The organism is Methylobacterium sp. Leaf85, from assembly GCF_001422125.1.
In the GTDB taxonomy this organism is placed as follows: Bacteria; Pseudomonadota; Alphaproteobacteria; order Rhizobiales; family Beijerinckiaceae; genus Methylobacterium; species Methylobacterium bullatum.
Window position 1 is genome coordinate 218,830 of the sequence record NZ_LMME01000012.1, and the last position, 23,812, is coordinate 242,641.

Here is a 23,812-nt window from a genome sequence, read left to right on the forward strand (position 1 = left end):
CGGATCGGTACGCTGGTCCCTTGCACGGGGGGAACTCGGCTTGTACAGCACGCCACTCGCTCATCGCCGCCGCTGCAAAAGCTGGCAACGATGTGAGAGACTGGAGGGGTGGCCGAGTGGTTGAAGGCGCACGCCTGGAAAGTGTGTATACCGGAAACGGTATCGCGGGTTCGAATCCCGCTCCCTCCGCCACTTAGCCAAACCCTTGCAGTTGCTTGCGGATTCGGCCTGACGGACGGCCCGCACGAGTTCCCCCCATTTCGTGTCGGCCCGTGTCGGCCAAAGCTGAATTCCGCTCGACTTCTGTCTCGCACGCACGCGGCCGAGCGATGGAAGTGCATGGCAGCGTGCTGATCAACGCGACTTTTCTGCCGGAGTGCCGATCCCCCGCAAAGTGGAAGCGTTTGAATGGCAGGCGACCGCTCGAGGCACCCGGCGCCGTGGGAGTCGCATGGCCACCTTCTTCACAGCCGACACACACTTTGGAGACTCCCACATTCTGCGTCAGCGGGGAGTTGCGTTCGAGTCGCTCGATGATCATGACGCGGCTTTGATCAAAAGCTGGAACGAGGTCGTCGGCGACGACGACGAAGTCTGGCATCTCGGCGATTTCGCGGCCGGCGCCAGCCGGGCTCGCTGTGCGGAGATCTTTTTTGCCTTGAGGGGGCGAAAGCAGCTGATCCGCGGCAATCACGACACCAATCGGGTCCTCGAACTGCCATGGGTAAAGCCGCCGCAGGAGAGTGCGCGGATCACCGTCAGCGATGCCGTCGGCAAGGAATGGCGGCTGTTCCTCGCTCATTACGCCCATCGAGCTTGGCCCGGCTTGTGGCGCGGGACGCGGCATCTCTACGGCCACACCCATGGATCGCTGCCCGATACCCGCTTTTCATGCGATGTCGGCGTGGATGCCTGGGCCTACCGGCCTGTCGGCGTCACCGATCTGATTGCCCGCCAGAACCTTGCGCTCGTCCTGCCGGAAGAACTCCAGCGGGACGGTAACAGCGACGCGGCGATTGATCGACACTCTCGTTCATAGCGGCGGTCGTCGACGGCGACCTCGTGATACATTCAGGAGCGACTCACTCTTGCTCGTCGTAAGCAAGCATTAACGCTGCACGGGCATTCTCTCGACATTCATCGGTCAGCCGTTCGGACCAGGGGGTCCGCCCAGTTGCGGTGGGAGACAAACGGTCCATGCCTCGCCTGCTTGAACTTCTGCGCTGGAAACTTGCGGTGCTGTTTGCTTGGACGCCGACACGTACGGTGGCGTTGAACTTGATTCTGGCGGTCTACGCTTTTGCAGGATGGGGAGCCTTCGCGAACAAGGCTTCGGCATACCGCGATCTCACCGACCAGGTCGGGCTCCTGCGGGCGGATCGCGACGGGGCGGTCAACCGCCAAAAAGAGTTGGAACAGGCAAACAACGATCTCCAGCGTGAGTGGCAAGGCAAGCTCGCCTCTGCGCGAGAGGAACTTCAACAAGCTGCTGCCGCGCGCGACGCAGCCAAGGGGCAGCTTGCCGGCTCACAGCGCGAGCTTGTCGCCTCGAAGAAGCGCCTCGATCAGGCGCGGGATCGAGTCTCCGAGACAGGCAGCATCAAACACGCGGAGCCGTCCAAGAAGGCGGCGGTCAAGCCATAGGTTTGATTGGAACAGCGAGTTGGCGTCCAAGGAGCTTCGTCCTTCGACGTGCCTCCCTGGCCTAGTGCCGCTCCGTTATCTCCAACCTGCCCTGATGGAACGCCCTAGAGCGCTCTACGCCGAAGTGGATGCCGGTTCGGCGAAAAAGAGCGCGGCAAAACAAAGGCCTAGAGATGTGCCCCGACCCAACGTGGTCGGGCGCAGCTCTAGTTGACGCTCCAGTGTGTCTCTTAGGGTCACGCTTGCGACCAATCCGTCTTTCGACCGTTGTTCGATCACGCAGGGTAGGCTCGCCCAAGTGAGCCTCCCGTTCGATCCATCAGTCGAGGAGACCCTCATGAAACATGCCATTATCGCTGCGGCCGTCCTTCTTTCGCCCCTCGCCTTGACCGCATCGGCACAGGCCCAGGGGACGGTACGGGGCGCCGAACGCGGGATCGAGGATGGCAATCGCGCGGCCGGTCCCGTCGGTGGGGTGGTCGGCGGTGCGGTCGGGGCCGCGACGGGCACCGTCGGGGGCGTGCTCGGTGTCGATCCGGATCGGCGCGAGGAGCGGATGGAGCGGCGTGAAGAGCGTGGCACCGTTCGGGAGCGTCGCGACCGCTAAGACGGCGGCGCCATACGCTCACCCGTCTTCTTCGGTACGGCGCGACGGCGGGACGGTTGCGGGGATTGCCCCGCAGTCTTACCGTTCCGAATGACCGAGAAGCTGACGACAGCCGCCCTTTGCAAACTGAACCTCATCTCCCAGGAGGAGGTGGCGGCTGCCGTTGAAACTTACCTCTCGAATTCCATGGCGCCCCCGTTCGTCTTCAAGGAGGGCTACCGGCTCGATCTCGGTAAAGCCGTGCGACGACATCCCGGCGCGAACGACTTCGTCAACCGCGGGAATACCGGTCCGCTGATGAAGCGTCCCTTCATTCTGGCGGCCATCCTCGAAGCTCGCCCCCTGCGGGAATGAGCCTTTCCCGGCGCCGCGACCGACGTCCCAGCGAATATGCGTCGCTGCCGGGCATCAGCACGTGTCCCGGCGCCTCGCTGCCGCTCCTGATCGATCGCTCGGCGCTCGGCGCTCGGCGGTCGGAACATGGTGATCGGAATACGATCGCAGCGGGCGTCCCACGGCTGCGTCGCTTTGGCCGAAGCTTCCCGATTTGTCTGATCTCCCTCGGCCGCCGTTTTCGCTTCGAGGAGCGGGTCGGCGACGGTGATGCGGCCGGCCGCGCACCGTCACGGTCGTGCCCTGACCATCCCGGCTGCCTGCATGGCCACAGCATGCTCTCGCCACACCCTTGACGCTGACCTACGCCCGAATATATTACGATCATCATCTTAATGATGGTGCCGTTGCCGGGGGAATGCGTGATGGATGCGAGGATTGCCCTCGGGATTGTCGGTCTTGCCCTGGCGGCCTGCTCGCCCGGTGAGACCGCGGTGTCGCCTCAACCGCCCCTGGTCCAGACCGTCGAGGTCGCGCGGGGTGGCGGAGGGATCGCGCGCTATACCGGCGTCGTCCGGGCTCGGACCGAGAGCAATCTCGGCTTTCGCGTCGGCGGCAAGATCTTCGAACGGCTCGTCGACCCGGGGGATCGGGTGACGCGGGGCCAGCCGCTGATGCGCCTGGACCGGACCGACTTCAGCCTGGCGCTCAATGCAGCCCGTGCCTCGGTGGAGGCGGCTCGCGCACAGATGATCAAGGCGAAGGCCGATGAGGAGCGCAGCCGCAAGCTCGTCTCCGACGGTTGGACCTCGAAACAGACCTACGACCAGAACAAGGGTGCGGCCGATTCCGCCATCGCGCAATTCGCCAATGCCGAGGCGCAGGCGAGCCAGATCGCCAATCAGGCCGGGTACTCCGAGTTGCAGGCGGATGCCGACGGCGTCGTGATGGAGGTGCCCTCCGAACCGGGCCAGGTTGTCGCCGCCGGGCAGACCGTGGTGAAGCTGGCGCGCGACGGCGCCCGCGAGGCCGAGGTGTTCCTGCCCGAGGGGAGCCGGCGCGCCGCGCAGGGCGAGGCCTCGGCCATCCTCTATGCGGAGGGCGAGGTGACCTATCCGGCGCGGCTGCGTGAGCTCTCCGCCACGGCGGATGCCGCGACCCGGACCTACAGGGCGCGCTACATTCTCTCGGGCGGCGGCGAGACCGCACCGCTGGGCGCCACGGTGACGCTCCAACTCAAATCCACCGACGCCGCACGGGCGGCCGCGGTGGCGGTGCCGCTCGGCGCCCTGTTCGACCAGGGCCAGGGCGCGTCGGTCTGGCGCTACGACGCGGAGACCCAGACCGTCACGGCCCAATCCGTCGCCGTCGCCCGCATGGCCGAGGAGAACGCCGACATCGTCTCCGGCCTGCATCCCGGCGACCGAATCGTGGCCCTCGGGGCGCATCTCCTCAAGGCCGGGCAGAAAGTCCGGGTCTCTCCCCTCGCTACGACCGGAGTGGCACCGTGAGCGGCTTCAATCTCTCCGCGCTCGCCGTCCGGGAGCGGGCGGTCACGCTGTTCCTACTGATCGCGCTCACCGGCGCCGGCTTCTTCGCCTTCGAGAAGCTCGGTCGGGCCGAGGACCCCGCCTTCACCGTGAAGGTCATGGTGGTTTCGGCCGCATGGCCCGGCGCCACCACCGACGAGATGCAGCGCCAGGTCGCCGATCCGCTGGAGAAGCGCCTGCAGGAGCTCGTCTACTACGACCGCGTCGAGACCACGGTCCGGCCCGGGCTCATGCTGATGAAGGTGCTGTTCAAGGACAACATGCCTCCGGCTAGGCTCCAGGCGGAGTTCTATCAGGCGCGCAAGAAGCTCTCCGACCAGGCCTCCAGCCTGCCGCGCGGCGTGCTGGGACCGCTCTCCAACGACGAATTCTCCGACATCTACTTCGCTCTCTACGCACTCCAAGCCAAGGATCTGCCGCACCGGCAATTGGTGATGCGGGCGGAGGAGCTTCGCCAGCGCCTGCTGCGCATACCCGGCGTCGAGAAGATCAACATCCTCGGCGAGCAGGCCCAGAAGATCTTCGTCGAGATCTCCTACCAGCGCCTCGCCACCCTCGGCATCACCGGCCAGCAATTGCTGGCGGCTCTCGCCAACCAGAACGACGTGACCCCGGCCGGATTCGTCGAGGCGGGGGGACCGCGCGTCTATCTCCGCCTCGACGGCGCCATCGATGGGCTCGATGCCCTCCGCAACCTGCCCGTCGCGGCGGGCGATCGCAGCTTCAAGCTCGGCGACATCGCCGAGGTGAAGCGCGGCTACGAGGATCCGAAGACCTTCGCCATCCGCAACGACGGCGAGCCCGCGCTGATGCTCGGCCTGGTGATGAAGCCCGGCTTCAACGGGCTGAATCTCGGTGCGGCGCTCAATGCCGAGGAGATCGCGATCCATCATGAAACGCCCGTCGGCATCTCGTTCACGAAGATCACCGACCAGGCCAAGGTCATCGACGAGGCCATCCACGAGTTCATGGTCAAGTTCTTCACCGCCCTGGGGGTGGTGATCGTGGTCAGCCTCGCCGCGCTCGGCTTCCGGGTCGGCATCGTGGTGGCGCTGGCCGTGCCGCTCACCCTGTCGGCGGTGTTCGTGGTGATGATGATCACCGGTCGCGACTTCGACCGCATCACCCTGGGCGCCCTCATCATTTCGCTCGGCCTCCTCGTCGACGACGCGATCATCGCCATCGAGATGATGGTCGTGCGCATGGAGGAGGGCGCCGACCGGATCGAGGCGGCGACCTATGCCTGGAGCGCCACCGCCGCGCCGATGCTGACGGGCACCCTCGTCACCATCGCGGGCTTCCTCCCCGTGGGCTTCGCTGCGTCCACGGCCGGCGAATATGCCGGCAACATCTTCTGGGTGGTGGCCTTCTCGCTGATCATCTCCTGGATCGTGGCCGTGACCTTCACGCCCTATCTCGGGGTCAAGCTCCTGCCGAACATCAAGCGGGTGGAAGGCGGCCACGACGCGATCTACGCCACCAGGAACTACCAGCGCCTGCGCCGCCTCGTGCGGATGTCCGTCGACCACAAATGGATGGCGGCCGGCATCACCGTGGCCCTGTTCGCGGGCGCGGTGGTGGCCATGGGCAAGGTGGAGCAGCAGTTCTTCCCGAACTCGGAGCGCGCCGAACTCATCGTCGAGGTGACCCTGCCGGCGGGCTCGGCCTTCGCCACCACCGAGGCCAGCGTGACGCGGCTGGAAACCGCCCTGCGCGAGTTGCCGGAAGCCGGTGAGATCACGAGCTATGTCGGCCAGGGCATGCCGCGCTTCGTCCTGTCCTTCGATCCCGAGCTACCCGATCCTGCCTTCGCGCAGATCGTGGTGCAGACCGCCGACGCGGCGGCGCGCGACGCCCTGCGGACCAAGGTCCGCAAACTCGTCGACGAGGGGCGCTTTCCCGAGGCACGGGTGCGGGTCCTGCAGATCGTCTTCGGGCCACCGATCCGCTTCCCCGTGGCCTTCCGGGTGGTCGGGCCGAATCTCGACGTGATCCGGGGCATCGCCGCCGAGGTCAGCGACGTCATGGCGGCCAACCCGAACATGCGGATGGTCCATCTCGACTGGGGCGACAAGACCCCCAACCTGCACCTCGCTCTCGACCAGGAGCGACTGCGCCTGATCGGCCTGACACCGAAGGAAGCCGGCCAGCAATTGCAGAGCTACCTCAACGGCATGCCGGCGACCCAGGTGCGAGAGAACCTGCGCTCGGTCGATGTCCTGCTACGCAGCCCCGGCCCGGAACGGCGCTCGCTCGGCGAAGTCGGGGACCTCACCCTCGCGACGAAGGACGGGCGCCAGGTACCCCTCTCCCAGGTCGCACGGCTCGAGAGCCGCAGCGAGGATGCGGTGCTGAAGCGCTACAACCGGGAAAGCTACATCCGGGTGCAGGGCGACGTCCTCGACGGGAGACAGCCGCCGGACATCCACGCCCAGATCTTCCCCCTGCTGGAACCGATCAAGGCCAAGCTTCCACCGGGCTACCGCATCGACACGGCGGGCGCCGTGGAGGAAAGCGCGAAGGCGATGATGTCGCTCGTGGCGGTGTTCCCGATCATGTTGATCGTGACGCTCACGGTCATCATGATCCAGGTGCGCTCCTTCGCCACCATGTTCATGGTGTTCGCCACCGCGCCGCTGGGCCTCGTGGGCGCCGCGCCGACCCTGCTGATCTTCCATCAGCCGTTCGGGTTCAACGCGATCCTCGGCCTCATCGCCCTGTCGGGCATCCTGATGCGCAACACACTCATTCTGGTGGATCAGATCCACCATGACCGGGCGTCGGGGCTGTCGGATTACGAGGCCATCGTCGAATCGACCGTGCGTCGCGCCCGCCCGGTCATCCTGACCGCCGCCGCCGCCATGCTCGCCTTCATCCCGCTTACCCACTCGGTGTTTTGGGGAGCGCTGGCCTACGTCCTCATCGGCGGCGTCGGCGTGGGCACCTTGCTGACCCTGCTGTTTCTCCCGGCCCTCTACGCCCTCTGGTTCCGCGTGAAGCGGGAGCCGGCGGGAGAACGGGCATCGCCCGGCGAAGCCGCGATGGCTCACCCCGCGGCGTCCTGAGCAGGACGTCGTTCGCGCCCGGCTCCACCGGACATTCCAGGGATCGCGCGTTCAGGCCATGAACGCGCGGTACATCGACCGGCCCGCGATTGTGCCCCCTCACGCGGGCCGGTCGGTCGTCCACCGCCTTCCGTTTATCGACCGCCACCACCGCCGGTGTTCGGGATCGCGACTTCCGGCTTGTTGGCGTTGCCCGCGGCCCCCGAATTGTTCGAGCGGCTTTCCGCGCCGGTGGAGCCATAGGCTTCGGTCCCGATGGAACCCGGACCGCTGTTATCGATGCCGCCCGGCTTGACCACCGGCACATCCGACGTGCCCGGCGAGGTCATGCGCGCCGGACCCGGCTGTTTGATCTCGGCAGGACCCGTCGACTGCGCGAAGGCAGGTACTGAGGCAGTCAACAACACACTGGCGAGTAACGCGGCATTCTTCGTCATCAAACGTCCCAAAGTTCACGAGTGGATCTCTGGGAGGTCAACCAACGCGGCCGACGAGAGGTTTCAAGCTTCGCAGCCGGATCGTCTTATATGGGCCTGCGACTCTTGATTCTCGCCGGGAACGATTTCGGCACTCAACGCAGGCGCACAGGCTCGCTACCCTCCGCCGGGTCGGCGGATATGCGATCGGCTTGCGGCAGGCTCGGCGAAGGCTCGCTCGACGGAGTCTGATCTTCGAAAACCGGATCGACGTCGCCGGGCTTGTCCGGAAGTTGGGGCCAGATCGGACGATCGGGTTGTATCGGCTTTGCCATGAAACGGCCTCCCAGCAATCGAACTCAGGAATGCACCACTGGGATATAATATGCCAGAAAAGATTCCGAAGCAGCTTGCCGCCTCAAGCTGCCGAGGTTTCACCGACAGCGATGTCCCGGCAGACCGCGCCATATCCTGGCTGATGACACGGACCGACCGTTCGAGGGCGTCCGTGTCACGATGGAAACGAAAGAAGCCCCCGCCGGACATTCCCGACGGGGGCTTCTTCGAAGCGCGCATGATTCACGGCATTGCCGCGTTGATGGGTCAGCCGCCGCTCATGCAACCTTGATCGAAGGACGACGAACTTACCGCTCGCCGAAGCCGGAAAGAAGCTTCTCGATCTGGGCGAGTCCGTTCTCGCGGGCCTTGGCCTCGCTGGTCAGGCTGCGATCCGAGCGCTGGACGAGCTTGCCGCCTTTGCGAATGGCCCACTGATAGGTCGCGCCCTCGGTGCGGGGGCTGAGGATTTCCAGGGTGTAGGGGTATGTCGATGTTTCGGTCATGTCCCCTATATGGCGCAAGGTTCCGGCGCCTTCCACCCTTTTATACCGCATCTCTGACCGGCGAATTACGGACGGAGTGGCCAATCTCGTCGTCCCGGTCGATTGCCCCGTGGCGTCCGCCCTATTGCGGATCGGCTAACGCGCTCGCCATCACGTGGCCTGCGATACCTCCGGCGGTGGTGAGCCAGATCTCGTCGCGATGAGAGGCGATATGGGTGAGCGCCTCTCGCAGCGGCCGCAGCCGGTGCGGCTGGCCGACGATGTAGGGATGCAGAGCGATCCCCATGACGAGGGGCGCCTCCCGCGACTGCACCAGCATCTCGTCGAACGCGTCGACGATCATGGCGGCGAAGTCCCGGGCGGAGTCCTTCCTCGCGACGATGGCGGGGATGTCGTTGAGTTCCTGTGGATACGGCACGGAGAGGATGCGACCGCCGTCGCGGGTGGCGAACCAGACCGGCTGGTCGTCATGCGCCCAGTCGAGGAGATACCGGTAGCCCGCCTCCGCCAGGAGATCGGGCGTGACGCGTGATTGCGAGATCCAGGGGCCGAGCCATCCGGCGGGGGGCTTGCCTTCCTCCCGCGTCAGGGTGGCGGTGGCCTCGGCGATGAGTGCTCGCTCGGCTTCCTCTTCGAGGTTGCCCTGGCGCTCGGCATTGGTGCGGCCATGCCCGACGATCTCGTCGCCCCGCGCCCGGAAGGCCTCGATCAGGCCGGGACAATCCTCGTAGAGCCGGCTGTTGACCAGCACGCTGGCGGGAAGGCGTAGCTCGTCGAAGAGGGCCTTCATCCGAAAGGCACCGACGCGATTGCCCCAATCGCGCCAGGCGTAGTTCAGCACGTCGGGCTGAGGGCCGCCGGGAGCCAGTTCGGCGCCGAGGCCCGATCCGAAATCGAAGGTCTCGAGATTGAGCGCCACGTAGACGGCGAGGCGCTTGCCCCCCGGCCAATCGTAGACCGGGCGGTCGGGCAGGGCGCTGTAGGCATAGCGGCCATGGTCGTTACCTGCGTCCGTCAAAGCGTCGCGCTCCTTCATCTGTCTCATAGGCTCAGATTGTCACGCAGCGCCGAGATAGGCGGCGGCGAGACCTTCATCGGCGGAGAGCTCCGCCGCCGATCCGGTGGCGACGACGCGGCCCTGCTCCAGGACGTAGCCGCGATCCGCAACGGTCAAGGCCAGTGCGGCCATCTGATCGACGATGAGGATGGTGACGCCCTGGTCGCGCAACTCCGCCACCACGGCGTAGAGGGCGTTGATCATGGACGGCGCAAGCCCGAGGGAGGGTTCGTCGAGGAGGAGGATGCGCGGATGCGCCATCATCCCGCGCGCGATGGCGAGCATCTGCTGCTCTCCGCCGGACAGCAGGCCGGCCCGGCTCGTCGCCCGGTCGCGCAGGCGGGGGAACCGGTCGAGCAGGGCCTCCACCTCGCTGGGATCGATGGCGGTCTTCCGTCCATGCGCGCCGAGGCGCAGGTTCTCCACCACCGACAGTTCCGGAAAGACCTGCCGGCCCTCTGGCACGAGGGCGAGGCCGAGGCGGGCGATGGCATGGGCCGGCAGGCCGGCAACGGAGCGGTTCTCCAAGATGACGGATCCGTCCACCGGACGCAGCAGGCCACTGAGCGCGCGCATGGCGGTGGATTTGCCGGCCCCGTTCGCCCCGAGGAGCGCCACGGTCTCACCGGGCCGGACATCGAGGGAGAGGCGGTCGAGGACCGGAGCGGCACCGTAGCCTGCCGTCAGGTCGAGGGCCGAAAGGACCGCGTCGGCGGGGCCCGTCCATGGGGACGGACGCGGCCGGGCAGGGGTGTCGGCGCCTCCGAGATAGGCCCGCAGAACGGCGGGATCCGCCCGTACCGTGGCGGCATCCCCCAGCGCGATGGGTCGTCCTGCATCCATGACGAGGATATGATCCGAGATGCCCATGACGAGGGGCATGTCGTGTTCGACGAGGACCACCACGATTCCGCACTCCGCGATCCGACGCAGGAGGCTGCCCAGGCGGTCGGTATCGGCGCGGGTGAGGCCCGCCGCCGGCTCGTCGAGAAGGAGGACGCGCGGTCGGCCCGCCAGAGCGCGCGCGATCTCCACGAGGCGGCGGTCCACATGCGGCAGTTCGGCGGCGGGCCGGTGGAGGCCCCCGGTATAGTCGACGAAGGCGAGGAGCGCGGTGGCAGCATCGACGTCGCTTCCTGCGCCCGCCCTGAACAGGCGTCCGGGGGCGATGGCGAGGGTCACGTTGTCGATGACAGACAGTGAGCCGAACAGCCGCGTGGTCTGGTAGGTCCGCGCGATTCCGGCGCGGGCGATGCGGTGGGCGGACAGTCCGGCCAGATCCCGACCCGCGAGTCGGATCGCCCCGGCACCGGGCCGATAGAAACCCGAGACCATGTTGAGCACGGTGGTCTTGCCGGCCCCGTTCGGGCCGATGATGCTGGTGACGGCTCCGGGGGCGGCCGTTACCGAGACGTCCTGCGCCGCCTTGATGCCGCCGAAGCTGATGCCGATCCCCTCCACCGCGAGCGCCTCGGGCTGTGGCTGGGCCAGATAGGACGCGACGTCGCCGCCGGTTCCGGACGCAGTTCCGGTGAGGCGGCGCGGCAGCAGCCTCGCGAGGCTGCCGACGATGCCCGCCGGCACCAGCCACAACACGACGAGCGTGGCGAGGCCGAAGAACAGCAGGCGGTATTCGGCGAGACCCGACAGGGTCTCCGGCAAGAGGACGGTGACGAGGGCACCGAAGAGCGGCCCCAGCACCGTGCCGGCGCCTCCCACCACCACCGAGAGCACGAACAGGATCGACTGGGTGAACGGGAACGAACTCGGCGCGATGAACAGCATCAACGGCGGCAGCACCGCCCCGGCGAGGCCGGTCAGCGCCGCCGAGATCATGAAGGCCAGGGTCTTCACCCGCACCGGATCGAAGCCGAGGGAGGCGGCGGCGACATCCGCGTCCCGTACCGCCCGCATGGCGAGGCCGAGGCGGCTGCGCGCGAGGCGGTGGAAGCCGTAGAGGGCGAGGCCGGCACCCAGCACCGACAGGATCGCGAGTTCGCGCTCCAGGAACGGGAATCCGAACAGGGTCGGGCCGGTGGCGATGACGAGGCCGTTCTGGCCTCCGGTGAGCGCGCCGCCTTCGATCAGCCCATGCTCGACGATGAAGCCGAAGGCGATCGTCACCATGGCGAGATAGGGGCCCTTCACCCGCATGGCGGGGATCGCGAGTACGCCGCCGAGAACCCCGGAGAGCAGGCCGGCGGCGGGGAGCGCCAGCCAGAAGCTGACCCCGGAAAGGGTCAGTATGGCGCTCGCATAGGCGCCGATCGCGTAGAATCCGGCATGGCCGAAGGAGATCAGGCCGGTGAGGCCGAGGAGGACGTTCAGCCCCGTTCCGGCCAGCGTCGTCAACGCCACGAGGGCGATGATGAAATGGCTGTAGCCGTCGGTGGCGGCCACGAGGCCGATCCCCGCGACGGTGAGGGCGAGAATGGCGAGGGGCAGGGCGGAGCTTCCGGCGCGCATCGGCTCAGACCTTGTTCACGGCGGCCCGGCCGAGAAGGCCGTCGGGGCGCAGCGCCAGCGCGAGGATGATCACCGAGAACACGACGATCTGGGTGTAGCCGGAGCCGAGATATCCGGTGACCAGAGCCTCCACGACGCCGTAGAGCAGCCCGGCCAGGACCACGCCGGTGGCGGAGCCGATCCCGCCGAGAATGGCGACGGCGAAGGCCTTGATGCCGAACAGGGTGCCCATCTCGGCCGAGACCGAGAACAGCGGGGCGATGAGGAGGCCCGCCGCCCCCGCGAGCAGGGCGGAGAGCGCGAAGGCGCAGGCCACCGTGCGACGCACATCAATGCCCATCAGCCGCGCGGCGTCGGCATTCTGCGCCACCGCCAGGAGAACGCGGCCGAGATCGGTCCGGCGGAACACCGTCCGGATGGCGAAGGCGACGGCGAGGCCGACTACCGGAATCACGATCTGCAGCGGGTATATTCCGGTGCCGAACAGGTCGATCGGGTCACGCGCCAGGGGCGAGGGTAGGCTGCGCGGCTCCTTGCCGAAGGTGAACAGGATGACGTTGTCGAGCACCACGCCGCCCGCCACCGTGGCCAGCAGCCAGGCATCGGAGCCTCGCTCGACGAAGGGCCGCACCAGGATGCGTTCGACCACGATGCCGAGCAGCGCGCAGCCGGCCAGGGCCGCCGCCACCGCCAGGGGCATCGGCCAGCCGAGCGTGATGCCGAGCATGTAGCCGAGCACCGCCCCGAGGGTGACGGCGCTCCCTTGCGCGAAGTTCACGGTGCCGGAGACGGCATAGGTCACATGGAAGCCGAGGGCGATGAGCCCGTACATGCTCCCGAGACCGAGGCCGCTCACGAGGGAGCCGGTCAGCATGGAATTCTCACTTTCACCGTATCATGTCGTCCATCCCACCCAGCCACCTCATCCTGAGGCGCCACAGCGAAGCGGAGGCCTCGAAGGAGGCGTCAAGTTCGCACAGTGAGTTCTGGAGACCTCCTTCGAGGCCGCTTCGCGGCGCCTCAGAATGAGGTGGCGGGTGGGATGAACGGCGATGGCCGCTCCCTCAGTTCGACACGGCGACGATCTCGCCGTCCTTGAACCGCGTGAAGACGTAGTCCTGCGGCCCGAGCGCGTCGTGACGGTCCGGGGCGAAGGGCTTGTCGTAGGTCTTGATGAGGCCGGGATAGGTGGCGATCTTGTAGAAGCCGTCGCGCACGTCCGGCCCCTTCGTGGACTTGGCCTCGCCGATCGCGAGGGCCAGGAGATGCGTCGCGTCGTAGGCGTTGGCGATGCCCACCGCCGGGGTCACGTCGGCCATGGACTTGATCGCCGGGTACTTCGCCTTCAGGGCATCGAGCACGGCGACGGCCTTGGGCGAGGCGTTGCCCGCGAAAGTGAAGGTCTGGATGAAATGCACCTTGGCCGCGCTCGGGCCGGCGAGTTCGTCGAACCGCCCCCCGGCCGGTCCCCAATGCGACACGACGGGGACGGTCCAGCCCATCCGGTCGAGGGATTTGACCACCTGGGCCGAGGGACCGACATTGCCCACCATGAACAGGGTATCGGCGCCGGCCTCCTTCAGCCGGGTCAGCTGTGGCACCATGTCGACATCGGACGCCTCGAATTTCTCGATGCCGGCGGCAGGCAGGCCCGCGGCCTTCAGGGCGGCCGTGAGACCCTGCTGGTTCGACTCGCCCCAGGCGTTGTTGACGAGGATCATGCCGGGCTTCTTGGCCTGATAGGTCTTGACGGCGTAGGCGACGAGGGCCTCGTCGACCAGGGCGTCCACCGCCGAGACCCGGAACGCGTAATTGTCGGCCGCACCGTTGCGGGTGATGCCGGTGCCCGCCGCCCAGGGGCCGAGGAAGGGCACCTTCATCTGGTTCGCGATGGGCACGATCGCCATGGATACCGGGGTATCGAGACCGCCGACCAGGGCGACGACGCCGACGCGCTGGACCAGCTCACGGGCGGCCAGCACGCCCTTCGACGGGTTGGCTTCGTCGTCGCGGGCCACGAGTTCCAGGGGACGCCCGAGGACGCCTCCGGCCGCGTTGATCTCGTCGATGGCGAGCCCGATGCCGCGCGAGATCGCTTCGCCCGATTTCGCCGATTGACCGGACAGGGCGGTGACGAGGCCGATCTTGATCGACTCGGCCGCCTGGACCGGAGCGATCAGCGAGAGCCCGAACAGGGCTGTCGCCCCGAGGGCGAGGCGGCGGGTCATCGGCGATGGGCTGTGCTTGCGCATGGATCGGAACTCCGGAAGAATTGCATCCGTCGCCGCAACCGCCATGCCATTTCCCAGGCAATTGAAATATATAGATAATTCCTGCGCACAGGAATCCCGCTGCCTGCTTTCACGCCAAACTGCATACACTAATTGCATGCACTTCGGTCGAGCTTCGGGCAGGCTCGCGATCGAATGGGGAGCGGAAGCATGAGCGACACACCGAAAACCGATACCGGCACCGACGCGGCCATCGTCACCGCCTATCTCGAAGCCTCCATGGTGCCGGATCCGGAGAGGGCGGCGGGCTACATGGCACCGGGGATCGAGATCGTCTTCACCGGCGCCCGCGTCTTCCGGCATCCGCGCGAGGTGACGGCGTTCAACGCGGGCCGCTATGCCTGGGTGAAGAAGCGCATGGAGCGTCTGGACGTGGTGCCGGGGGAGGGGTTCACCACGGTCTACAGCCTCGGCACCCTCTACGGCGAATGGCCGGATGGCACCCCGTTCGAGGGCAACCGCTACGTCGACCGCTTCACCGTCCGCGGCGGGTTGATCGTGACGATGGAGGTCTGGAACGACAGCGCCGAACGCTTGCTCACGAAGCACGGCGTCTCGGCATAAGCGAGCGCGCTCAGGCGTCGGCTCCGGCGAGCCGCCGCGTATCGACGAAGGTGCGGCCGTCCGCAAAGCGATAGCTGACGCTTTCCGAGAATCGGCCGTTGGCGCGGACCAGAATGGCGGCGGGGCGGGTGAGTTCTTCGGTCCGCGCCAGGGCCTCGACGACGGTCATGGGCACGTCGCGCCCCCCGCCGAGCTGACGCCACCATTGCACCGCCTTCTCGCGGCCATAGCCGGCCTGCTCCAGGGCGATCCGCACCCTGTGGCTCGATCCGTCCTCGGTCCGGAACTCGACATCGAGGCTGCCGGACGCCGCATGGCGACCGAGCCGCCATCGGGAGATACCCTGCCAGACCGGAACCGTGCGGGACAGGATCGGATGCTCGTCGTCGGCCGCCGCCTCGTGGCCAGGCCCATCCTCGTCGGTCTCGTCCGGCTCCACCCAGCACGCCTCGCAGGTGCTGGCATTGAGGGCGATGAGCGCGCCGCAGCCGGGGCAGGGCTTGGCCCGCACCTCGCCCTCACGGCCCTTGATCGCGGCGGCACTGCGCGCGGTGACGATGTCCACCGGCCCGTGCATCCGCACCAGCCCGGCATAGTCGAGGATCAGCGCATCGGACTTGCCCGGCGCGGTGCGCAAGGCACGGCCCACCTGCTGGACGTAGAGCCCCGTGCTCTGGGTCGGCCGCAACAGGGCGATGAGATCCACGCGCGGCACGTTGAAGCCGGTGGAGAGGACGCCCACCGAGGTGAGGCAGCGCAGGCGCCCGGCGGTGAAATCGCGCACGATCCGGTCGCGCTGGCGCTTGCCGGTCTCGCCTGTCACCATCTCGCAGCTGAAGCCTTCCGCCCGCACCGCATCGCGCACCGCCTCCGCATGGGCGATGCCCGCGCAGAAGGCGAGCCACGCCCGGCGGTCGCGGCCGAAACCGGCCATTTCCTCCACCGCCGCGCGGGTGATCCAATCCTGGTTCACCGCCGCTTCGAGGGCGCTGGGAATGTAGTCGCCGCCGCGCTTGGCGACACCCGAGACGTCGAGCGCCGTGGCGGTGGCCTTGCAGATCAGGGGGGCGAGGTAGCCCTGGTGGATCAGGTCGCCGACATTGGCCTCGTAGACGATCCGCTCGAACAGCCGGCCCTCGCCCACGTCGAGGCGGCCGCTATCGAGCCGGTACGGGGTCGCGGTGAGGCCGACGACGCGCAGGTCCGGCCGAGCGGCGCGCAGGCCCGAGAGGAACCGGCCGTAGCGGGTCTCGGCATCGCGCGGGATCAGATGGGCCTCGTCCACCACCACGACGTCGAAGGCACCGATGGCGTCGAGGCGGTTCCAGACCGATTGGATGCCGCAGAACAGGATCTGCGTCGCGGTCTCGCGCCGGTTGAGCCCCGCCGAGTAGATGCCGGCCGGCGCATCCGGCCAGTAGGTCATGAGCTCACGATGATTCTGGGCGATGAGCTCGCGGGTATGGGTGACGATGGCGATCCGCGCCTCGGGACGCTCGGCGATCACCTCCCGCACCAGGGCCGCGATGACGAAGGCCTTGCCCGCCCCCGTGGGCAGGACGATCAGCCCATCGCCGGTCTCGTCGCGCCACGAGGCATAGAGGGCATCGAGGCTGGCACGCTGGTAGGGTCTGAGATCCATCGCCGGCTCTGTACGGCCGTTCTCGCCGAACCGGAACAGCAGTCCAGCGGGATGCGGCCTCGCCGGCCGTTCAAGCCCCTCCGCCGACGACCTCATCGCGCATCACCCGCGCGATGCGCTCCACCATGCCCTGCGACAGCCGGACGAACTGCCCGGTGCCATGCCCGCGCCCATCGAGCAACTCGGCGAAGACGGGTTTGGCGGGCTCGCAGACCAGGGCCGCCACCGGCCTCGTATTGCGCCGCTTGGCCCGCAGCCGCTCGGCCAGCGCATCGGGAACGAACGGTTCGCGCAAGTCGGGCTTCTCCTGTCAGGGCCGGCTGTCCGAGGAGAGGGGCCTAGGCTTTCAGGGTTGCCGAGAGATTAAAGCCGATGGATTGGCGCATGTCGCAAGCCGGCGCGGAATCGCATTTGCGCCGCTTCAACCAGCCCTGCGTCGCAAAGTACTCTTCTCGGTGACGTAGGGCGCCAGGACCCGGCCGAGGTCGCGGTCTCGCGGCGGCTCGGCGACGATGTGCGCGCGCACCGCCACGGCATCGAGGTGGTGATCCATCAGGTGGGTCGCCCGGTCGACGTCGCCGGCCATCAGCGCGGCCACGATCTCGCGGTGTTCGTTGACCGCGCAATCCGACGAATGCGGCCGGCTGTAGAGCGAGAGGGTCAGCGCGCAGCGATAGCCGAGCTCGGCCACGTAGCGGACGAGGACGGGGCTGCCGGTCATCCGCGCCAGAAGCAGGTGGAACTCGGTGGCGAGGCGGATCGACGGGGCTTCGGGTCCGCCGCGAACCGCGTCCTCCTGGTCGATATGGGCCAGCAGGCTCGCTTCCTGCTCGGCGGTGAGGCGACCGGCCAAGCGCTGGACCACGAGGCGCTCGAGGGAAATGCGGACCTCGAACGTGTCGCGCGCCTCTTCCCAACTCGGGGTCGCCACGATGGCGATCCGGTTGCGGCGCAGTTCCACCAGCCCCTCACCGGCGAGTTGCCCCAGAGCCTGCCGCGCGATGGTGCGGCTCACGCCGAAGCGCTCGCCCAGGGCATCCTCCGGCAGGCGGTCGCCGGGCGCCAGCGCACGCTCGACGATGGCGCGGCGCAGGGACTGGCATATCATGCCCACGCGATCCTTGGCCGCCTGCGTCTCGACTCCCGCCATCGTCTCCCACATCCCTACTCTCGAAGTGCTCCGGCCACGGGCGTGTCTCGGGCACGCTTTCCGTCGTCGCTCTCCCTCGGCCGACGCGCCATGCATGACAGAGACCAAAGCTGAGCGGCAATGAATGGCTCATCCGGAAGTTGCAAGGCCGACGCCTCGCGGAACGGCGCTCCGCTGGACGTTCCCCGGCGCAACTGCCATCACCTCGACGATCCTAACGGGCGGCCGGAGACGCTCCTCGCCGCCCCCTGAGCGGGTTCGCGTCGGCAGGCCGAGGTTTCACCTCGCTCCTACCTTTGGGGTGTCAGAGGTTTCGGAACGCCAAACCGGTGACCGTCTAGGTGAAACCTGCTTAGAACGAGCCACCCGCTTCCCATCAACCGCGTCCCCGCGAGCCACCCGATGACGATGCTCTCGCTCCTGTCCATGCGCGCCCGTATCGAAGCCGGGTCGCTCACCCCCGCTGAGGCCGTGGCGCTGACCCGGGACGCGATAGCCGAGCACGAACCATCGATCCGCGCCTTCGTGGCGACCGATCCCGATCCGCACGTTCCCGACACGGGACCGCTGTCTGGAATCGCGGTGGGCATCAAGGACATCATCGACACCGCCCACCTGCCGACGCAGATGGGGTCATCGATTTATCGTGACTGGCAGCCGCGCGCCGATGCCCCCATCGTGGCGCGGCTGAAGCGCCTCGGCGCGGTGCCCCTGGCCAAGACCACCACCACCGCCTTCGCCTTCATCGATCCGACCGAAACCCGCAATCCCCGTGCGCCGGGCCGGACGCCGGGCGGATCCTCCGCCGGTTCGGCGGCGGCCGTGGCCGCGGGCATGCTGCCGCTGGCGCTGGGAACTCAGACCGGCGGCTCGGTGATCCGTCCGGCTGCCTATTGCGGCGTCGTCGGCGTGAAACCGTCGTTCCGACTCCTGCCGACGGTGGGGGTGAAGTGCTTCTCCTGGACCCTCGACACGCTCGGCCTGTTCGCCGCGAGCGCGGCCGATGCCGCCCATGCCCTCGCCCTCATCGCCGGCCGGCCGGAGATCGACCAGCCCGCCACAGTGCCGCGGATCGGGCTGCTCATCCCGGATTATTGCGAGGCTGCCGAACCCGAGGCGCTGGAGGCCCTCGACCGGGCGCGGGCGATGGCGGAAGCGGCGGGCGCCGGCATCCGCGCCTTCACCCTGCCCGACGAGTTCCGCCATGCCTTCGACGAGCAAGCGACGATCCAGGATTTCGAATCCGCGCAAGCCCTCGCCTGGGAATACGAAACCCACCGCGATTCGCTGCCCCCGCTCCTGCGCGCCCATCTCGACACATCCCGGACCATCGAGGCCGCCGCCTACGACGCGGCCCGGCGCGTGGCGCATCACGCCAGGCGCAGCCTGAGGGACATCCTGCGCAATTCCGACCTCGACGTCCTGCTGACGGTCTCGGCCCCGGGCCGAGCGCCGGAGGGTTACGCCTCCACCGGCGATTCCCGCTTCAACCGCCTCTGGACGATGATGGGCGTGCCGTGCGTCACCGTCCCCGTGCCGGGGGAGGGCCCGCCGCTCGGGGTGCAGGTCATCGCCCGCTTCGGAGACGATGCGCGAGCGCTCGCGGCGGCAAAATTCCTGGAGAAAGCTTTCACCGACAGGCCATGAGGTCGTCCCGAATGTCCGGACGCCGGTACATTTCGGCGGGTCGCACCGTCGAAGGTCAAAGCGTTGCGACACGCAATGCGTCGAGCGTCACGAAAACGCCGGTGTCACGTTGCATCAGCGTATAAAGCGGCTCCGCGCCGACGATGTCTTCCAGATCGATCCGCCGAACGGTGAGCCACCTCTTCATGCGCCTGCTTCGGCTCTTCTCGATCCTTCCGCTACTCGTGTCGTCCCATGTGATCCACGCGGCGGAAGTCCCGCCGGCGAGCGGTTCCACCGCGCCCGCGCCGGCGGTGACCATCGTCGCCGCCGCCGATCGCGAGATCGTCGAGCAGGCGGTGGTCACCGGCACCCTGGTCCCGCGCGACGAGATCCTGGTGGCGCCCGAAATCGAGGGCTACCGCATCACCGAATTGCTGGTGGAGGAAGGCGCCGAGGTCGAGAAAGGGCAGGTTCTGGCCCGGCTCTCCCTGGAGATGATCGCCACGCAGGAGGCGGCCAACGTCGCCGCCATCGCCAAGGCGCAGGCGGCGATCGTCCAGGCCCGTAGCCAGATCGTCCAATCTGAGGCCGCGCAGATCGAGGCCAACCTCTCGCTGGAGCGTGCCCGCTCCCTCATCAAGACCGGGAACGCCACGGCGGCGGTGCTGGAGCAGCGGGTCTCGGCCGCTCAAGGCGGCGAAGGCAGGCTCGCTGCCGCGAAGGGCGGCCTGCAACTCGCCGAAGCGGATCTCGCGGCGGCGCGGGCGCAGAGCAACGAGATCGCCCTCAGGCGCGCGCGCACCGACATCAAGGCACCCGACGGAGGCATCGTCAGCCGCCGCACCGCCCGGATCGGCGCGGCGGCGACCTCCACGGGCGAACCGTTGTTCCGGCTCATCGCGCGCGGCGAGATCGAACTCGAAGGCGAGGTGCCGGAAACCTGGATGCCCCGGATCGAGCGCGGCAACATCGTGCGTCTCGAAGCGGACCAGGGGAGGATCGTGACGGGCAAGGTCCGCCGGATCGACCCGGAGATCGACCGGCTGACGCGCCTCGGCAAGATCCGCATCAGCCTCGACCGCGACCCGGCCCTGCGTATCGGTGCCTTCGCCCGCGGCAAGGTTGAGGTGGCGCGGCGCAACTCCGTGGCCGTTCCCCTCTCCGCCGTACTCTACGGGATCGATGGCTCGGCCCTCGTCTACGTGGTGAATGACGGCACGGTGGAGGCCCGCAAGGTCGTCTCCGGCCTCGCGGCGGACGGGTTCATGGAAATCCGCGAGGGGTTGAGATCCGGCGAGGCCGTCGTCGCGCGGGCCAGCAGCTTCCTGCGCCATGGCGACCGGGTCAGACCGGTGCAGCCGAAGGCCGAAGCCGCCGCCTCCGTGACGTCGCGCTGAGAATCGGACCCGTCAGCCCATGCGCCTCAACATCTCCGCCTGGGCGATCCGCAAGCCGATCACCTCGATCGTGCTGTTCCTCGTCCTGATGATCCTCGGGCTCGTCAGCTTCCGCTCGCTGCCGATCACGCAGTTCCCGAACATCGACATCCCGATCGTGGCGATCCAGGTCACCCAGGCCGGCGCGGCTCCCTCCGAGCTGCAGACCCAGGTGACGAAGGTGGTGGAGGATGCCGTTGCCGGGGTGAAGGGCGTCAAGCACATCATCTCGACGATCTCGGAGGGCGTCTCGGCCACCACCATCGAGTTCAGGCTCGAAGTGAACGTGGACCGCGCCGTCAACGACGTGAAGGACGCCATCGCCAAGGTGCGGGTGACGCTTCCGCGCACCATCGACGAGCCGATCATCAGCCGCGTCGAGATCGCCGGCCTGCCGATCATGGTCTACGGCGCCTCGGCACCGGCCATGACGCCGGAGGACCTGTCCTGGCTCATCGACGACGTGATCGCCCGGCAGGTCCAGGGCGTGAAGGGCGTCGGTGGCGTCGAGCGCCTGGGCGGTGTCGCCCGCGAGATCCGCGTGACGCTCAAACCCGACCGGCTCCTGGCGCTGGGCATCACCGCGGCGGACGTGAACCGCCAGCTCCGCCTCACCTCGGCCGACATGGCTGGCGGGCGCGGCGAACTCGGCGGCCAGGAACAGTCGATCCGGACGCTGGCCGGTGCCGCCAGCCTCGACACCCTGGCCCAGACCTCGATCGTCGTGCCGGGCAACCGCAAGGTCCGCCTGGACGAGTTGGCGACGCTGGTGGACGGGTCGGAGGAGCCGCGCACCTTCGCGCGCTTCAACGGCGAGCCCGTCGTCGCCTTCGCGATCTCACGCGCGACGGGCGCCAGCGATGCCGAGGTCGCCAGCGCCGTGGCACGCAAGATCGCCGATCTCGCCGCCAAGCATCCCGGTGTGCGGTTCGACCTGATCGACACCTCCGTCATCAACACGGTGGGCAACTATCACTCGGCGATGCTGAGCCTCATCGAGGGCGCGGCGCTGGCCGTCATCGTGGTGTTCCTGTTCCTGCGCGATTGGCGGGCGACCCTCATCGCCTCCATCGCGCTGCCCCTCTCGGTGCTGCCGACCTTCTGGGTGATGAGCACCCTCGGCTTCTCGCTCAACGCGGTCAGCCTGCTCGCCATCACCCTCGTGACCGGCATTCTGGTGGACGATGCCATCGTCGAGATCGAGAATATTGTCCGGCACATGCGGATGGGGAAATCCGCCTACCGGGCGGCTCTCGAGGCCGCAGACGAGATCGGCCTCGCCGTCATCGCGATCACCGCCACGATCATCGCGATCTTCGCACCCGTCTCCTTCATGAGCGGCATCGCCGGCCAGTATTTCAAGCAGTTCGGCCTCACCATCGCGGCGGCCGTGTTCATGTCCCTGCTGGTGGCGCGCCTCATCACGCCGCTGCTGGCCGCCTATTTCCTGCGCGATCACGGACCGGATCACGAGCGCGAGGGGCCGGTGATGCGGGCCTATACCCGCGTGGTCGCGTGGTCGGTGCGGCACAAGTTCATCACCCTGGTGGTGGGGCTCGCCTGCTTTGCCGGATCGATCATGTCCACCGGTCTGCTGCCCGCCGGCTTCCTGCCTGCGGAGGATGCGGCACGGACGATCTTCGTGGTCGAATTGCCGCCCGGTGCCCGTCTCGCCGACACCACCCGCGTCACGGACGGCATCGTCGACAGGATCAAGGCGCTGCCCGAAGTGCGCAGCGTGTTCGTGGATGGCGGCCGCCAGCTGCCCGCCAAGAAGGAGGTGCGGCTCGCGAGCTTCACCATCAACCTGACTCCGAAGAACGCCCGTCACCGCACCCAGAAGCAGCTCGACAGGGTCATCGGCGCGATCCTGCGGGAGGAGCCGGACATCCGGTTCTGGTCCCTGCGCGACAGCGGCCAGCGCGATCTCGCCCTCATCGTCTCGGGGCCGGACCTGCGCCTCGTCTCGGAGACGGCGGCGCAATTGCAGCGCGAGGCCGCCTCCGTGCCCCACCTCGTCAACGTGCTCTCCACGGCACCCCTCGACCGCACCGAGATCCGCATCCGCCCGAAGGCCGGCGTCGCGGCCGATCTCGGAGTCTCGACGGACCTCATCGCCGAGACCGTGCGGGTGGGGACCATCGGCGACATCGGCGCCAACCTCGCCAAGTTCAACGCCGTCGACCGGCAGGTTCCGATCCGGGTTCAGCTGCCCCTCGCCCTGCGCGGAGACCTGTCCCAGCTGGAGAGCCTGAAAGTCCCGGTGAAGGGGGGCGCCTCCGTTCCGCTCTCCACGGTGGCCGATCTCAGCCTCGGGCGTGGTCCCACGGCGATCGACCGTTACGACCGCTCGATCCGCGTGGCCCTGGAGGCCGACATGGAGGGCTCGGACGCGCTGGGCACCCTCATCGAATCCGTGATGGCGCTGCCGACCGCGAAGAACCTGCCGCCGGGCGTGAGCATCAGCCAGACCGGCGACGCGGAAATCATGGGGGAGGTGTTCGAAGGGTTCGCGCTCGCCATGGGCGCGGGACTGATGATGGTGTTCGGCGTTCTGGTGCTGCTGTTCGGCAACTTCCTTCAGCCGCTCACCATCCTGTTCTCGCTGCCCCTCTCCATCGGTGGCGCGATCCTGGGGCTGCTGATCTTCCACATGCCCATCTCGATGCCGGTGGTGATCGGCATCCTGATGCTCATGGGCGTGGTGACCAAGAACGCGATCATGCTGGTGGATTTCGCCATCGAGGAGATGGCGCGGGGCGTCGACCGCGCCACCGCGATCATCGATGCAGGGCGCAAGCGCGCCCGCCCCATCGTCATGACCACCATCGCCATGGCGGCGGGCATGGTGCCGTCGGCCATGGCGCTCGGCATCGGCGGCGAATTTCGCGCGCCGATGGCCGTCGCGGTCATCGGCGGCCTCATCGTCTCGACCGGCCTGTCCCTGATCTTCGTGCCGGCGATCTTCGTCCTGGTGGACGACCTGTCGCGCTTCTTCGTCCGGCTCTTCGGTCGCTTCATCGGGCGCAAGGACGAGCCCACCGAGGGGGCCTTCGCCCTTCCGACCACACTCGCCAATGACGGAAAGGGCTTCCCGTCACGCTCCGCCGCGGAATAGCC

The 23,812-nt window shown here is 67.8% G+C and carries 21 protein-coding genes and 1 tRNA gene; 12 read left to right on the forward strand and 10 right to left on the reverse strand.

What is annotated here, in order from left to right; translation table 11 throughout:
- Positions 1 to 102 precede the first annotated feature (102 nt).
- The 7 genes from ASF08_RS09770 to ASF08_RS09800 all read left to right on the forward strand — a co-directional run bounded on the left by ASF08_RS09770 (position 103) and on the right by ASF08_RS09800 (position 7,199).
- Positions 103 to 192, forward strand: a tRNA-Ser gene (locus ASF08_RS09770).
- Positions 193 to 451: 259 nt separating this feature from the next.
- The gene (locus ASF08_RS09775) at positions 452 to 1,039 is read left to right on the forward strand and encodes a metallophosphoesterase (RefSeq protein ID WP_056144323.1); all 588 of its coding nucleotides are present in this window, start codon (positions 452 to 454) and stop codon (positions 1,037 to 1,039) included.
- Positions 1,040 to 1,197: 158 nt separating this feature from the next.
- Positions 1,198 to 1,644, forward strand: coding sequence for a hypothetical protein (locus tag ASF08_RS09780; RefSeq protein WP_056144326.1), 447 nt, complete (start codon positions 1,198 to 1,200; stop codon positions 1,642 to 1,644).
- 337 nt (positions 1,645 to 1,981) lie between these two features.
- Complete coding sequence (locus ASF08_RS09785; protein WP_056144755.1) at positions 1,982 to 2,251, forward strand: hypothetical protein; 270 nt, start codon at positions 1,982 to 1,984, stop codon at positions 2,249 to 2,251.
- A 90-nt stretch (positions 2,252 to 2,341) separates the two neighbouring features.
- A complete protein-coding gene (locus ASF08_RS09790) occupies positions 2,342 to 2,605 on the forward strand; it encodes a hypothetical protein (protein WP_056144331.1) in 264 nt (87 codons plus the stop codon).
- Between the two features lie 404 nt (positions 2,606 to 3,009).
- Complete coding sequence (locus tag ASF08_RS09795) at positions 3,010 to 4,095, forward strand: efflux RND transporter periplasmic adaptor subunit (protein WP_056144758.1); 1,086 nt, start codon at positions 3,010 to 3,012, stop codon at positions 4,093 to 4,095.
- On the forward strand, positions 4,092 to 7,199 hold the full coding sequence (locus ASF08_RS09800) for an efflux RND transporter permease subunit (RefSeq protein WP_056144334.1): 3,108 nt from the start codon (positions 4,092 to 4,094) through the stop codon (positions 7,197 to 7,199). Before ASF08_RS09795 ends, ASF08_RS09800 begins: the two co-directional genes overlap by 4 nt.
- Positions 7,200 to 7,333: 134 nt before the next feature.
- On the opposite strand, the gene ASF08_RS09805 is transcribed toward ASF08_RS09800, so the two are convergent.
- Positions 7,334 to 7,636 (reverse strand): hypothetical protein, encoded by a 303-nt coding sequence (locus tag ASF08_RS09805; RefSeq protein WP_056144336.1) that lies wholly within the window; start codon positions 7,634 to 7,636, stop codon positions 7,334 to 7,336.
- Positions 7,637 to 8,000: 364 nt separating this feature from the next.
- On the opposite strand from ASF08_RS09805, the gene ASF08_RS24685 reads away from it, so the two are divergent.
- Positions 8,001 to 8,243 (forward strand): hypothetical protein, encoded by a 243-nt coding sequence (locus tag ASF08_RS24685; RefSeq protein WP_156629526.1) that lies wholly within the window; start codon positions 8,001 to 8,003, stop codon positions 8,241 to 8,243.
- A gap of 16 nt (positions 8,244 to 8,259) precedes the next feature.
- Here ASF08_RS24685 and ASF08_RS09810 read toward each other — a convergent pair whose 3' ends face one another.
- From ASF08_RS09810 to ASF08_RS09830, 5 genes are all read right to left on the reverse strand, one after another.
- Positions 8,260 to 8,457, reverse strand: a complete 198-nt coding sequence (locus ASF08_RS09810) for a hypothetical protein (RefSeq protein ID WP_018042694.1) — start codon at positions 8,455 to 8,457, stop codon at positions 8,260 to 8,262.
- Positions 8,458 to 8,578: 121 nt separating this feature from the next.
- On the reverse strand, positions 8,579 to 9,493 hold the full coding sequence (locus ASF08_RS09815; protein ID WP_056144340.1) for a polysaccharide deacetylase family protein: 915 nt from the start codon (positions 9,491 to 9,493) through the stop codon (positions 8,579 to 8,581).
- A 21-nt stretch (positions 9,494 to 9,514) separates the two neighbouring features.
- The gene (locus ASF08_RS09820) at positions 9,515 to 11,980 is read right to left on the reverse strand and encodes a branched-chain amino acid ABC transporter ATP-binding protein/permease (protein ID WP_056144342.1); all 2,466 of its coding nucleotides are present in this window, start codon (positions 11,978 to 11,980) and stop codon (positions 9,515 to 9,517) included.
- A 4-nt stretch (positions 11,981 to 11,984) separates the two neighbouring features.
- Complete coding sequence (locus ASF08_RS09825) at positions 11,985 to 12,854, reverse strand: branched-chain amino acid ABC transporter permease (protein WP_018042697.1); 870 nt, start codon at positions 12,852 to 12,854, stop codon at positions 11,985 to 11,987.
- Between the two features lie 190 nt (positions 12,855 to 13,044).
- Positions 13,045 to 14,232, reverse strand: coding sequence for an ABC transporter substrate-binding protein (locus ASF08_RS09830; RefSeq protein WP_056144762.1), 1,188 nt, complete (start codon positions 14,230 to 14,232; stop codon positions 13,045 to 13,047).
- 189 nt (positions 14,233 to 14,421) lie between these two features.
- Between ASF08_RS09830 and ASF08_RS09835 the strand changes: the two genes are divergently transcribed.
- Positions 14,422 to 14,835 carry a nuclear transport factor 2 family protein gene (locus ASF08_RS09835; protein WP_056144766.1) on the forward strand — a complete coding sequence of 138 codons (414 nt, stop codon included), beginning with the start codon at positions 14,422 to 14,424 and terminating at the stop codon, positions 14,833 to 14,835.
- Positions 14,836 to 14,845: 10 nt separating this feature from the next.
- On the opposite strand, the gene ASF08_RS09840 is transcribed toward ASF08_RS09835, so the two are convergent.
- From ASF08_RS09840 to ASF08_RS09850, 3 genes are all read right to left on the reverse strand, one after another.
- Complete coding sequence (locus ASF08_RS09840) at positions 14,846 to 16,477, reverse strand: DEAD/DEAH box helicase (protein ID WP_056144346.1); 1,632 nt, start codon at positions 16,475 to 16,477, stop codon at positions 14,846 to 14,848.
- Positions 16,478 to 16,547: 70 nt separating this feature from the next.
- Positions 16,548 to 16,772 (reverse strand): hypothetical protein, encoded by a 225-nt coding sequence (locus ASF08_RS09845; RefSeq protein ID WP_018042701.1) that lies wholly within the window; start codon positions 16,770 to 16,772, stop codon positions 16,548 to 16,550.
- Between the two features lie 126 nt (positions 16,773 to 16,898).
- Positions 16,899 to 17,627, reverse strand: a complete 729-nt coding sequence (locus ASF08_RS09850) for a GntR family transcriptional regulator (RefSeq protein ID WP_056144768.1) — start codon at positions 17,625 to 17,627, stop codon at positions 16,899 to 16,901.
- A gap of 408 nt (positions 17,628 to 18,035) precedes the next feature.
- On the opposite strand from ASF08_RS09850, the gene ASF08_RS09855 reads away from it, so the two are divergent.
- Entirely contained in the window at positions 18,036 to 19,274 is a 1,239-nt protein-coding gene (locus tag ASF08_RS09855) for an amidase (protein WP_056144770.1), read from the forward strand.
- Between the two features lie 55 nt (positions 19,275 to 19,329).
- Here the strand turns inward: ASF08_RS09855 and ASF08_RS25995 are convergent, their stop codons facing one another.
- On the reverse strand, positions 19,330 to 19,461 hold the full coding sequence (locus ASF08_RS25995; protein WP_274534480.1) for a hypothetical protein: 132 nt from the start codon (positions 19,459 to 19,461) through the stop codon (positions 19,330 to 19,332).
- Here ASF08_RS25995 and ASF08_RS09860 point away from each other — a divergent pair.
- A complete protein-coding gene (locus tag ASF08_RS09860) occupies positions 19,460 to 20,653 on the forward strand; it encodes an efflux RND transporter periplasmic adaptor subunit (RefSeq protein ID WP_056144350.1) in 1,194 nt (397 codons plus the stop codon). The genes ASF08_RS25995 and ASF08_RS09860 overlap by 2 nt on opposite strands.
- Positions 20,654 to 20,672: 19 nt before the next feature.
- Positions 20,673 to 23,810: an efflux RND transporter permease subunit gene (locus ASF08_RS09865; RefSeq protein WP_056144352.1), complete on the forward strand. Its 3,138-nt coding sequence runs from the start codon at positions 20,673 to 20,675 to the stop codon at positions 23,808 to 23,810.
- Positions 23,811 to 23,812 lie beyond the last annotated feature (2 nt).